This window comes from Streptomyces sp. A012304 (assembly GCF_026008495.1).
Lineage (GTDB): Bacteria > Actinomycetota > Actinomycetes > Streptomycetales > Streptomycetaceae > Streptomyces.
The window spans coordinates 19,602-32,443 of record NZ_BQUN01000097.1; the positions used below are offsets into that span (position 1 = coordinate 19,602).

The 12,842-nt window shown below is 71.5% G+C and carries 9 protein-coding genes; 4 read left to right on the forward strand and 5 right to left on the reverse strand.

What is annotated here, in order from left to right; all coding sequences use genetic code 11:
• Positions 1 to 21: 21 nt before the first annotated feature.
• The 3 genes from ALMP_RS22325 to ALMP_RS22335 all read left to right on the forward strand — a co-directional run bounded on the left by ALMP_RS22325 (position 22) and on the right by ALMP_RS22335 (position 3,814).
• Entirely contained in the window at positions 22 to 2,139 is a 2,118-nt protein-coding gene (locus ALMP_RS22325; protein ID WP_264931023.1) for a glycoside hydrolase family 127 protein, read from the forward strand.
• A 364-nt stretch (positions 2,140 to 2,503) separates the two neighbouring features.
• Complete coding sequence (locus ALMP_RS22330) at positions 2,504 to 3,064, forward strand: snapalysin family zinc-dependent metalloprotease (protein ID WP_264931025.1); 561 nt, start codon at positions 2,504 to 2,506, stop codon at positions 3,062 to 3,064.
• Positions 3,065 to 3,190: 126 nt separating this feature from the next.
• A complete protein-coding gene (locus tag ALMP_RS22335) occupies positions 3,191 to 3,814 on the forward strand; it encodes a DUF998 domain-containing protein (RefSeq protein ID WP_264931027.1) in 624 nt (207 codons plus the stop codon).
• Between the two features lie 99 nt (positions 3,815 to 3,913).
• On the opposite strand, the gene ALMP_RS22340 is transcribed toward ALMP_RS22335, so the two are convergent.
• The 5 genes from ALMP_RS22340 to ALMP_RS22360 all read right to left on the reverse strand — a co-directional run bounded on the left by ALMP_RS22340 (position 3,914) and on the right by ALMP_RS22360 (position 10,631).
• Positions 3,914 to 6,382, reverse strand: a complete 2,469-nt coding sequence (locus ALMP_RS22340; RefSeq protein ID WP_264931029.1) for a CBM35 domain-containing protein — start codon at positions 6,380 to 6,382, stop codon at positions 3,914 to 3,916.
• Positions 6,383 to 6,470: 88 nt separating this feature from the next.
• Positions 6,471 to 7,295, reverse strand: a complete 825-nt coding sequence (locus ALMP_RS22345) for a carbohydrate ABC transporter permease (protein ID WP_264931031.1) — start codon at positions 7,293 to 7,295, stop codon at positions 6,471 to 6,473.
• Complete coding sequence (locus tag ALMP_RS22350) at positions 7,292 to 8,212, reverse strand: carbohydrate ABC transporter permease (protein ID WP_264931032.1); 921 nt, start codon at positions 8,210 to 8,212, stop codon at positions 7,292 to 7,294. The genes ALMP_RS22345 and ALMP_RS22350 overlap by 4 nt, the downstream gene beginning before the upstream one ends.
• A 2-nt stretch (positions 8,213 to 8,214) precedes the next feature.
• Entirely contained in the window at positions 8,215 to 9,537 is a 1,323-nt protein-coding gene (locus tag ALMP_RS22355) for an ABC transporter substrate-binding protein (protein ID WP_264931033.1), read from the reverse strand.
• Between the two features lie 56 nt (positions 9,538 to 9,593).
• The gene (locus ALMP_RS22360; protein WP_264931035.1) at positions 9,594 to 10,631 is read right to left on the reverse strand and encodes a LacI family DNA-binding transcriptional regulator; all 1,038 of its coding nucleotides are present in this window, start codon (positions 10,629 to 10,631) and stop codon (positions 9,594 to 9,596) included.
• Positions 10,632 to 10,702: 71 nt separating this feature from the next.
• On the opposite strand from ALMP_RS22360, the gene ALMP_RS22365 reads away from it, so the two are divergent.
• Complete coding sequence (locus ALMP_RS22365) at positions 10,703 to 12,820, forward strand: glycoside hydrolase family 36 protein (RefSeq protein ID WP_264931036.1); 2,118 nt, start codon at positions 10,703 to 10,705, stop codon at positions 12,818 to 12,820.
• Positions 12,821 to 12,842 lie beyond the last annotated feature (22 nt).

The window sequence follows — 12,842 nt, forward strand, 5'->3', positions numbered from 1 at the left end:
ACCGACGATCGGAGACCGAGCATGCCCCACCCCCTCTCCCGCCGCAGTGTGCTGACGCTCGCGGCCGTCGCCCCCGTCGCCTCCGTGGGCGTGCCCCCGGCGGCGCAGGCCGCCCCGGGTGCCGCGGCCGTGCCGCCCGCCTGGCCGGTGCGCCCCTTCCCCCTGGACCAGGTGAGCCTCGGCGACGGTGTCTTCCGTCGCAAGCGCGACCTGATGCTCGACTACGCCCGGTCCTACCCGGCCGACCGCATCCTGGCCGTCTTCCGGGCCAACGCCGGGCTCGACACCCGTGGCGCCCGACCGCCCGGCGGCTGGGAGACCTCCGACGGCAACCTGCGCGGCCACTACGGCGGCCACTTCCTCACCCTCGTCGCCCAGGCGTACGCCGACACCCGGGAGGCCGCCCTCAAGACCAAGCTGGACTACCTGGTCGCCGCGCTCGGCGAGTGCCAGCGGGCCCTGGCGGAGCACGGCTCGCCCACGCCGAGCCACCCCGGCTATCTGGCGGCGTACCCGGAGACGCAGTTCGTCCTCCTGGAGAGCTACACCACCTACCCCACCATCTGGGCGCCGTACTACACCTGCCACAAGATCATGCGCGGGCTGCTCGACGCGCACGTCCTGGCCGGGAACGCGCAGGCGTTGCAGATCGCCTCGGCGATGGGCGACTGGGTGCACAGCCGGCTCGGCCGGCTGCCGCGGGCGCAACTGGAGCGCATGTGGTCGATCTACATCGCCGGGGAGTACGGCGGGATGAACGAGGTGATGGCGGACCTGTACGCCCTCACCGGACGGCAGGAGCACCTCGCCGCCGCCCGCTGCTTCGACAACACCGCGCTGCTGGAGGCCTGTGCGGAGAACCGGGACATCCTGGAGGGCCGGCACGCCAACCAGCACATCCCTCAGTTCACCGGCTACCTGCGGCTGTTCGACCACACGGGTCAGGAGCGGTACGCCGCGGCGGCCCGCAACTTCTGGGGCATGGTCACCGGTTCCCGCACCTACAGTTTGGGCGGCACGGGCCAGGGCGAGATGTTCCGGGCCCGCGGGGCCATCGCGGCCACCCTGGACGCCAAGAACGCCGAGACGTGCGCGACGTACAACATGCTCAAGCTGAGCCGGCAGCTGTTCTTCCACGGCCCCGATCCCGCCTACATGGACCACTACGAGCGGGGTCTGACCAACCACATCCTCGCCTCCCGCCGCGACGCCCCGAGCACGAGCGGCCCGGAGGTCACCTACTTCGTCGGCATGGGGCCGGGGGTGGTGCGCGAGTACGGCAACATCGGCACCTGCTGCGGCGGCACCGGCATGGAGAACCACACGAAGTACCAGGACTCGGTCTACTTCCACTCCGCCGACGGCGGCGCGCTGTACGTCAACCTGTATCTCGCCTCGACCCTGCGCTGGCCGGAGCGCGGTCTCGTCATCGAGCAGACCAGCGCCTACCCGGCCGAGGGGCCGCGCACGCTGACCTTCCGGGAGGGCGGGGGACGGCTCGACCTGAAACTCCGCGTGCCGTCCTGGGCGACGGGCGGTTTCACCGTCACCGTCAACGGGGTGCCGCAGCCGGTGCGGGCCGCGCCCGGCAGCTACCTCACCCTGAGCCGGGACTGGAGGCGCGGCGACCGCGTCGCGATCTCCGCCCCCTACCGGCTGCGCGTCGAAAGGGCCCTGGACGACCCTTCCGTCCAGTCCCTCTTCCACGGGCCGGTCCTGCTGGTGGCGCAGAGCCCGGCGGCGGAGTTCCGCACGTTCTCCTTCTACAAGGACTTCACGCTCCGCGGCGACGTCGCCGACGCCGTCACCCCCGAGGGCCGCCCGCTGCACTTCACCACCCACGGCCTGACCCTCGCCCCGTTCCACATCGCGGACGACACCCGCTACCACGCCTACTTCCGGCGTTCCGAACCCGTCGTCGTCTTCGGCACCAGCGACTCGGGTGTGGCGAACCGCGCCCGCGGTGACGGTCTGACCTTCCTCGACGTGCTGTGGGCCCAGGCCCCCTTCACGACCCCGGGCCGCTTCGTGCGCGCGGTGCGCGCCCTCGCCGACACCTGGCTGTCCGAGGGCCTGTTCACGCGCGCGGAACGCGACCGGGTGATCACGGCCGCGACCGCCGCGGACCTGCGGCGCTGAGGCCTGCGGCGGAGGCCTGTACGGCTGAGGCCTGCACCGCTGAGGCTGTACCGCACACCGTCCGGGACGGTCCGCCGCCCGGACGGTGTGGCTGCCGATCGTCCCGTGGCCGCACGCCGCGCCCGCGCCCGGGGTCTGCCCACGCTTCTCGACGTCCGCCGCACGCCACGAGTCCGGCGGGCGGCGGCACGCCCCGGCATCGGCCGTTGGTCTACGACGGCCGCGACTTCGGTCGGTGCCGGTCCGGGCGGACGGGCCCCGCGCCACCGGCGGCCGGATTGACGGATTCACGTCCGCCCCCGCCGGGCAGAGAGCCCGAGAATGTCATGAGCACGACTGTCCTGCCCCTACGAGGAGGTCGATCATGCACGTCCCCACCCTGACCGGCGGCCTGGCCGCCGCCCTGGCCGTGTCCCTGTCCCTGATCGGCGGCCCGGCCGCGGCCGCTTCCCCCGACGCCGCGGCCCACCCCCTGGCCGCCCGTGTCCTCACGTACGACGCGAGCGGCTCCGCGGAGTTCAGGAGCGCCGTCGACCGGGGCGCGGCGATCTGGAACGAGAGCGTGGACGCCGTCGAACTGCGGCCGGCCGCCACCGGACAACGCGCGAACATCCGGGTCCTCGCGGACAACGGCTGGCCGCGCGCCTCGACCGGCAGCCTGGGCAACGGCACCGTCTGGATCGGCCGCCAGGCCGTCGACCAGGGCTACGACACGATCCGTATCTCCGCCCACGAACTCGGCCACATCCTCGGCCTGCCGGACCGCAAGCCCGGCCCCTGCTCCAGCCTGATGTCCGGCTCCAGCGCGGGCACCGCGTGCACGAACCCCTATCCGAACGCCGCGGAGAAGGCGGAGGTCGAGGAGAACTTCGGTGGCGCGCTCGTGCCGGTGCCGATCCCGCACACCTCGACGGCCGGAGCCTGAGCCACCCGCTCCCGCCCCGTCACGAGCCCCGGCTCACGCGGCGGTCCGGGAGCGCTCGTCCGCTCCCGGCACCGCCCCTCCGCGTGTGCGTGACATGGAAAGCGATGGGCGTTCTACGTTGGTTCGATGCGTCTTGTTCCTGGGTGGACCCTGCTGACCTCGGGGTGTGCGCCGGTCCTGCTGATCGGCGGCTGGACGGCCGCGGCGCTGCTCGAAGGGCCCCGTTACGACCCCGTCCGGCAGACGATCAGCGTCCTGGCGGCCTACGGTGCCGCCGGGTCCTGGGTGATGACCGGCGCGCTGTTCGCCCTGGGGGTCTGTCACCTGCTGACCGCCTGGGGGTTGCGCGCCGCCGCGCTCGCCGGACGTCTGGCGCTGGGCGGCGGTGGTGTGGCGGCCCTGGTGGTCGCACTGGTCCCGGTGCCGAGCGAGGGCGGTTCCCTGGAACACGGTTCGGTCGTCACGGTCGGATTCACGCTGCTGGCGGTGTGGCCCGTCCTGGCCGCCGACCGCAGCGAGGTCGCCCCCTGGGCGCTGCGGCCCGCGCCCTCGATCGCGGTGACCGCCGTGATGGCCGCCGGCGCGGCGTGGTTCCTGTTCGAGGCGCACCGTCAGGGCGCGATGGGGGTCGCCGAACGCGTGGTGACGACCGTTCAGTCGCTGTGGCCCCTCGTGGTCGTCGCCTCCTGCCTCCGTCACCCGCGGCGCGGCGAACGCTCGGCGGCCAGCCCGTCACTCGACCGGGGGTAAAGCGTTTCACTCTCTCCTGAGGCCGCCGGCACGGCACACGGCTCCGGCCCCGGACCAGAGGATCCGGGGCCGGAGCCGTCACGGCGACGAGTCGGTCCGTCAGCCGACGACCCGGCCCAGTTCGATCCGGTCGATGTTCGGGGCCCAGGCGTCCGCGTTCGCGAACCGGATGCTGTTGGAGCCCTTCCTCAGGTCGACGGGCACGCCGACCGTCCAGTAGTCGTCCCAGCTCCAGGTGTTCTTGAAGGTGACCTTCCGCGGCGCACCGCCTCCGACCGCGATGTCCGCCGTGCGGGACATGATGTCGGTGTTGTAGGCGTGGCCGTTGTCGCGCCGCTCGTTGTGCGCGTAGTGGACGACCAGCAGGTAGCGGCCGGCGCGGGGCGCGTCCACCGTGAACTCGGCGGTGCTGGCTGCGCCGTTGCCGAGCTGTCCGATGTACGAGCCGGCCGACGCGTGCGCGGACTCGACGAGCTGCGCGCCGCCCGCGAGGGTGGCCGAGGCGCCCTCGTAGGAGAGGGTGCCGGCGGTCGAGCCGTCGCCGGAGACGTCGAGGGAACGGACGGCGGCGTGCTTGGCGGTCAGGGCGACACGGTTGTTGCCCGCCACGAGGTACAGCCGCAGCGGCCGGCCGGGCGCCGCCGTCACCGTCTCACCGTGCAGGGCCAGCTTCACCGGCGCCGAGGTGCGCGGCACGACCGTGAAGTAGCCGTCGCGCGGGGCGTACACGTCGAAGACCGCCCGGTCGCCGGAGCGCAGGACGAGAGTGCCGGTGCCCACCCCGGCGGACGAGGAGTAGTCGTACGACGGCCGGCCGCCGATGTCCGCCAGCGTCGCCTCGTACGACGCGGACGGCGCGCCGGTACGGGCCGTCAGGTCGACGCGGTCGAGGGTGACCTCCCGGTCGCCCTTGGCGAACGTCAGGACGTGGCTGCCGGCGGCAAGCGGGACGGTGAGGTCCTTCTTGGCGCGGTAGGTCCAGTTCTCGGTGGACGGGTAGGTCACCGTGACCGGGGCGCCGCCGTCGACGGACAGCTTCTGCGTGGCGGGCGCGCCGGACTGGTTGCCGTACAGGACCGCCAGGTCGTAGGTGCCGTCCCTCGGCACCGACACCGTGAACTCCACCTTGCTGCCGGCCTGGTTGAGCGAGCCGACGTCCTTGGTCCCGGAGGCCGCGTATCCGTTGGCGTTGCCGACCGTGCCCTGGGTGTAGACCTTGCCGTCGGTGATGGCCGCGTTCTCCGCCTCGTACGACGCCGACCAGGGGACGGAGGGCGCCGACGGGGTGCCCGCGCCGCCGGGGGTGAGCACGATCCGGTACGCCGACATCTTGTGCAGGCCGCGCAGCGGCACGGTCACCGAACCGTCGGCGGCGACCTTCACCTTCGTACGGGCGAGGACGCGTGGCGTCGCGTGCTGTCCCTCGTAACCCGACCAGGCGGCCTCGGCGACGGTCGCGGTGACCGTGCGGCCGAAGACGGACCTGGGGACGTTGCGCACGACGACGTCGGAGTCACCGTCCGACCCGCCGAGCAGGACCTGCGCCTGGCGGCGGGAGGTGTCCAGGGAGGCCAGCCCCTGGAGGGTGTCGATGGTGTTCGGCTGCGGCGGGGTCACCCGGACGGTGTCGCCGGTCATCCCGGCGTACCAGCGGAAGAACCACCAGCCGCCGTTGGGGATGTTGGAGCGCACCACGTGGCCGCTCATGTTGCCGGCGGCGTCCCAGTACGCCATGTTGGCGTAGACCTTGTTCCGTTCGAACATCGAGACCCACTGCACGAGTTGCCCCGGCACGGACAGGTCACGGCGGTTGGCGTACTCGTCGATATTGATCTTAAGCGGGCCGATGCCCAACTCACGTTCCAGGGCGCGGTAGTTGTCGTAGTGGCCCTGGAAGTCGCGCAACGAGCCGGAGCTCAGCTCGTGCCAGGTCATGATCTGCGGCAGCACGTTCTCGCGCTTGGCGAAGGTGAGGAAGTCCCGCAGGAAGCGGGGGTAGTAGCCGGTCTCGTTGGGGCCGGCGATCGTCGCGTCCGGGTCGATGGCGCGGATGCGGTGGTACACCGTCTTCCAGTGCGCGAGGAACCGGTCCCGCTCGGCCTCGTACTCCGCCTGGTCGGAGCCGTTGAGCTTGTACCAGATGAAGTCTGGTTCGTTGAACGGGATGTAGACGAAGCGGTCGCTGTTCGGGTGGGCCGAGATCTCCTTGGTGATCTTGTCGACCTTGGGGAGGTAGTCCTCGATGCCGAGGTTCTCGTAGGGCCACTTGGCGTAGACGTCCTGCATCATCACGTTGATCTCGCCGCCGCCGTTGCGGAAGAACGCGTCGGAGACGGCCATCGCGTCACCGTTGGGGTGCTGGGCACCGCCGTCCGGTTTCTGCGAGATGCTGGTGATCTTCAGGGGTTCCAGCGCGGCGTCGCTGGGCACGCCGTCGTCGCTGAGCCCGTAGAGCGCGCCGTTGGCGCCGAGCATCACCGGGCCCTCGGAGGCGGCGAGGTCGACGGTGAGGCGCTGGGGCTCGGCGGCGGCCGTCGCGGGCCCCGCCGCGGGGAGGGTCGCTGCCATCGCGGCTGCTCCAAGTACGGCTGCTGTCAGTGCTGTCCTGGTACGCGATCTTGTACGGGTGGGGGTGATCACGCTGCTGGACCTCCGGTCATTTGACGGCTCCACTGGTGATTCCGGACACGATCTTTCGCTGGCCGACGAGGAACACGACGACCATGGGCAGGCTCATCACCACGACGTACGCGAAGACGAGGTGCCAGTTGTTGAGGTAGAGCTGGGCGCTGGCGACCTGGTAGAGGTTGAGCGGCAGGGTCGCCCGCTCTCCGCCGCCGAGGACGAAGAACGCGTAGAAGACATCGCTCCAGGCGTAGAGCATCACCATGATCGTCGCGGTGGCGATCACGGGGCGCAGCAGCGGCAGGACGATCCGCCCGAAGATCCGCGCCGGTGTCGCGCCGTCCAGCCGCGCCGCCTCCTCCAGCTCCATGGGGATGGCGCGGATGAAGCCGGTCATGAAGAAGATCGACGTCGACAGGTACATGCCGGTGTAGACGGCGATCATCCCGGGCCGGGTGTTCGCCAGCCCCAGCTGCCGCAGCTCCATCACGATGGTGATCACGGCCGGCGGCAGCAGCAGCCCGCTGATGCACAGCGCGTACGCCGCCGACACCAGCTTCGACTTGCGGCGCGCGAAGACCCACGCGGCGCCGGCCCCGAGGATCAGCACCAGGACCACCGAGGGCACCACGACCAGCAGTGAGTTGACGAACCCGCGCAGCATCTCGCCCTCGCCGACCGCGTCCGCGTAGTTGCCGCCCGGCTGCCAGTGCCGGGGCAGGTCCAGGTTCGGTCTGATGGCCTCCGCCTGCGGCTTGGCGGAGGTGACGGCCACCAGCCACAGCGGTACGCCGACCGCCAGGCCGGCCAGCAGCAGCACCAGGGCCGGGCGGCCGTACCGCCACACCGGGGTCACAGCATCTGCTCCCTTCGCCTGAGGCCGACGACCAGCGGGATCGCCACGGCCACCACGACCAGGAAGAGGACGAGGCTCATCGCGGACGCCTGGGCGTACAGGCCCTGGCCGAAGACCCGGAACATGTAGATGTTGAAGACCTCCGTGGAGGCCGCGGGCCCGCCGCCCGTGGTGGCCTGGACGATGTCGAAGGTGTTCATCGAGCCGATCAGCGCCGTGGTGACGTTGAAGGTGACGGCCGGCGCGAGCATCGGCCAGCGCACCGACCAGAAGGTCCGCCACGGCCCGGCGCCGTCCATCCGCGCCGCCTCCAGCATGTCGCCGGGGACGCCCTTCAGTCCGGCCAGATAGATCAGCATCGACAGTCCCATCCACTTCCAGCCGTGGATGAGGGTGACCACCACCAGCGTCCAGGTCGTCGAACCGAGCCACGGAACGTCCGTCCCCAGGACGGAGTTGACGGCGCCGTCCTGGTCGAGCAGGGCCTGGAAGACGTAACCGGTGGCGAGCGCCGAGATGAGCACCGGCAGGAAGAAGACCGCGCGGAAGAACCGGTTGAAGCGGGTGTCGGCCTCCAGCAACAGCGCGAGCGCCAGCCCGAAGCCGTTCTGGAACAGCGCCGCCAGCAGCGCGTACAGCAGCGTCGTGCGCAGGGCCCGCAGCAGCGAGCCGTCGTCGGCGATGGTCCGGAAGTTGTCGAGGCCGGTGAAGGCGATGTCCGCGTGGTACGAGGACCAGTCGGTGAACGGGTAGTAGAAGTTCAGCAGGTTCGGCACCAGGAAGAAGCCCGCGAAGACGACGACCGCGGGGAGCGCGAACCACCAGGGGTGGTGCACGGCGGCGCGCGGCAGCCGTCCCGCCTTCTTCGGCGCGCGCGTCACCGGCGCGTGCTCGGTTCGTACGACCGTGTCCGCCATGGTCAGAACCCGGGAGCGCCCTGGGCCTTGGCCACCTGCGCGAACTGGTCCTGGATCGCCTGGGCGACCTGCCTCGGGTTCTTCTTGCCGAAGATCATGTCGGCGAGGTAGAGATGCGTGTCCGGCGCGACGATCGCCTTGGCCTGGAAGACCCCGATGGCCGTGGGCAGGGCCGCGACCTGCGCCGTGGAGGTCTGCGGAAGCCCGCCGGGCGTGGGCACCGACGGCTGGACGGACGGGATCTTCATCGTCTTGATGTAGGCCGGGTAGTCGGGGCCGAGCCAGAAGGCGAGGAACTGCCGGGCCGCGTTCTGCCGCTTCTCGTCACCCGTCCTGAAGGCGACCACGCCGTTGGTCTGGTCGGGGGAGTACATGCCGGTGGCCGAGGAGTTGGCGATCGGGAACCAGCCGATCTTCCGGTCGATCTCGGCCGTGGAGTACTTGGCCTGCAACTGGCTCTGGAAGGAGGTGACGTTGAGGACCATGCCGACCTCGCCCTTCCACAGGGCGTCGGCCTGCCCGGTGAAGGTGCCCGTCCGGTAGTTCTTCTGGGCGAGCCCGGCGTCGAGCAGCTTCTCCTTGTACTTCTTGACCGCGTCGACGACGACCGGGTCGGTCCACTTCTCCTTGTTCCGGTTCAGGCCGTCCCACCACGCCTTGTCGAGGTCGGTGAGCTGGACCTGCATCTGCCACTGGAGGGGCCACTTGTCGCCGCCCGCCTCGTAGAAGGCGGCCGCGTCGGTCTTGTCCACGACCTTGTGGCCGAGGGCGAGGAGGTCGTCGTACGACTTGGGGAAGTCCTTCTCGCTCAGCCCGGCCCGGGCGAAGACGTCCTTGTTGTAGTAGACGCCGAGCATGGCGGGGCTGGTGACGATCGCCGCGTACCGCTTGCCGTCGATGACGCCGAGCGACTTCTCGGTGTCGCCGAGCTTCGGCACCCACGGTTCGCCGTCGAGGGTGAGCAGGTTCTGCTTCGGCTGGATGAACGGCAGGGTGGAGATGGACGGCTGCCAGAACATCAGGTCCGGCCGGTCGCCGGAGGCCAGCTTGGTCGGCACGTTCTGCTCGTAGAGGTCCGGGACCGCCTGGGTCTCCACCGTGGCGCCGGTGGCCTTCTCGAAGGCGTCGATGACCTGCCGGGGCGCGTTCACCGTGTTCTGCGCGGTCCACATGGTCAGCTTCACACCGTCGAGGCGGCCCGTCGGATCGACCGCCGTCCGCCTGCTGTCGGAGTCGGAGTCCGCGGCGCTGGGGTCGCTGCACGCGGTGGCGGCCAGGGCCGAGACACATATCAGGGCCAGCGCGGGGAGAGCTCTACTCTTCATCACGTACCTCGAGTGCCTTTCGTGAACGGGTGGTTCAGGACGGCGGTACCGGTCTCTCAGGAGCGGGCGGGCGGCGGCCCCGAGCTCTCCCGCACCACCAGCTCCGGCACCGAGACCGGATGCGGCGCGATCCGCGCGGACTCCTCCAGCACGCCGTGCAGCAGGGCGAACGCGGCCCGGCCCAGCCCTGTGAAGTCCAGGCGTACGGTCGTCAGGGACGGCGTCAGATAGGCGGAGTGCGGGGCGTCGTCGAACCCGGCGACACTCACCTCGTCCGGCACCGCGCGGCCGGTCTCGTGCAGGGCACGCAGCACACCGAGCGCGAGGTCGTCGTTGCCGCAGAGGATCGCCGTGACGGCCGGGTCCCGCGCGAGTCTCAGTCCCGCCGCATGGCCGCCGGCCGGGCCCCAGCTCCCCTGCGCGGGACGCGGTTGCGGGGCTCCGGCCTCCTTCAGGGCCTGCCGCCAGCCGCTGGTGCGGGCGCTGGTACGCCGGGTGCTGGACGGGATGGCGACGTAGTGCACGGTCTCGTGGCCGAGGGAGAGCAGATGGCGGGTCGCCTCGTAGGCGGCCTCCCGGTCGTCGGTCCACACCCAGGGACGGTCACCGGAAGGCGGGCTCGCCGGGGTCTCGACCACGCCGACGACCGGCAGTCCGGCGGGGACGGCGGCCAGGGCCCCGACACCGGCCGGGTCGTATGCGATCACGATCAGCCCGCCGCCCGCGTCCGCCGCCCGCTGCACCTCGGCGGCGACGGCGGCCTCCTCGGCCGACTCCAGGACACCGATGCCGACCGCGAAGGACGCGGCCCGCGCGGCCTCCTCGACACCCTGGAGGATCGAGGCGTAGCCGTAGTGCGTGGTGTTGGCGGTGAGCACGGTCACGGCCCGGCTGCGCCCGCTGGCCAGCGCGAGCGCGGCGGTGTTGCGGCGGAAGCCCAGTTCGTCGATGGCGGCGAGAACCCGCTCCCGGGTGGCCGGCCGGACGCTGGGGTGGCCGTTGATCACGCGGGAGACCGTCTGGTACGAGACCCCGGCGGCGGCGGCGACGTCCCGGATGCTCGCCGGGCTCCTTGTGTGACCGGTCACATTCATGCCAGGATTGTGACCGGTCACACAGAGGTCGTCAAGAGAACGCAACGAGAGATTCACGAGGGGGAAGCACCTTGACCGGTACGGCGGACGCGGATCTCGACGATGAGCACAAGACGTTCACTTGGGGTCACACGGCGTTGGAGGCCGAGTTCGCCACCGCGTCCGACGGGACACCGCGGCTGGTCCGGCTGGGCGACGCCGCCGCGGCCGACCCGGAAGCGGCCCTCCCGCTCGTCGAGCTGACCGCCCTCGGCCACGGCAGCGGCTGGTCCGGCCCGCGCTTCACCGGTACGGCCTTCGGCACGCGCCTGGAGTACCGAGGTCACCGCACCGCGAGACGCGGCGACCTGGAGCGGCTGACCGTCGAACTCCACGACCCGGCCACCGGATTGACGGCCTTCGCCGAGCTGTCCTCACCGGACGGGATCCCCGTGCTGCGCTCCCGGACGCGTCTGCGCAACGACGGCACCGAGCCTCTCGACGTCCAGTCCGTCACGAGCCTGCTGCTCGGCGGCCTGCCCTCCCCGGACGCCCTCGACGTCCACCGGGCCCGCAATGACTGGCTCGCGGAGTGCCGTTGGTACGGCGAGCCGCTGCGCGACACCGTCGCCGACATCAACGTCGCCGCCCACCAGCACGACAGCCGGGCCGCCCTCGTCCTCACCGGGCGCGGCAGCTGGCCCACCGACGGCCACCTGCCGATGGGCGCGCTGACCGAACGGGACGGCGACCGGACCTGGCTGTGGCAGATCGAATCCCCGGCGGGCTGGCGCTGGGACCTGGGCGAACGCGCCGGCGGTACATATCTGGCGCTGAACGGCCCCACGGACGCGGAGCACCACTGGCGGGTCCGGCTCGCGCCGGGCGAGGAGTTCACCACGGTGCCGGGCGTGCTGGCGCTGGGCTCCGGCTTCGACGCCGCGATGGGCGCGTTGACCTCGTACCGCCGTGCCGTGCGCCGCCCGCACCCGGACCACTCGGCGCTCCCGGTGATCTTCAACGACTACATGAACACCCTGATGGGCGACCCGACGACGGCGAAGCTGCTGCCGCTGATCGACGCGGCCGCCGAGGCCGGCGCGGAGTACTTCTGCGTCGACTCCGGCTGGTACGACGACACCCAGGGCTGGTGGGACAGCGTCGGCGAGTGGCTGCCCTCGCAGCGCCGCTTCCCCGACGGGGGCATCCAGGTGGTCCTGGACCGGATCCGGGCCCACGGCATGGTGCCCGGGCTGTGGCTGGAGCCGGAGGTCGTGGGAGTTCGCAGCCCCGTCGCCTCCGCGCTTCCGCCGGAGGCCTTCTTCCAGCGGGACGGTGTCCGGCTGACCGAACAGGGCCGCCACCAACTGGACCTGCGGCACCCGGCCGCCCGCGCGCACCTGGACCGGACGGTGGACCGGATCGTCGGCGACTGGGGCGTCGGCTACCTCAAACTTGACTACAACATCGTCGTCGACCCGGGGACCCGCGCCCCCGGGGACCTCGCACCGGGCGCCGGGCTGCTCGGCCACGCCCAGGCGTACCTGGACTGGCTGTCCGACGTCCTGGACCGGCATCCCGGCCTGGTGATCGAGAACTGCGCCTCCGGCGGCATGCGGATGGACGGCGCCACACTGGCCGTCAGCCAGTTGCAGTCCACCAGCGACCAGCAGGACCCGCTGCGCTACCCGCCGATCGCCGCCGCCGCGCCCACCGCCGTCCCGCCCGAGCAGGGCGCCGTCTGGGCCTACCCGCAGCCCGAGTTCGACGACGACCTGATCCGCTTCACGCTGGGCGGTGCACTCCTCGGACGCATCCACCTGTCGGGCCACCTCGACCGGATGTCCGCACACCAACTCGGCCTCGTCCGGGACGCGGTCACCGTGTACAAGTCGGTGCGCGGCGACCTCGCCCGAGCCGTGCCGTTCTGGCCGCTCGGCCTGCCCGGCTGGACGGACCACTGGCTCGCCCTGGGCATGCGGACACCCGATGACCACACCGCGTACATCTCCGTCTGGCGCCGCGGCGGAGCTCCCGAACTCCTCCTGCCCGTACCCCACTTGACGGGCAGGGAGGTCCACGCGGAGATCCTCCACCCGTCGGCACCGACCACCGGCAAGGCGGACTGGACCGCCGACGGCCTGCGGGTGTCACTGCCGCACGCCCCCGGCGTCCTGTTGGTCCGGCTCAGCTGGACGCCGGGGCGCTGAGGCCCCGGCGCCCGACCCGGCT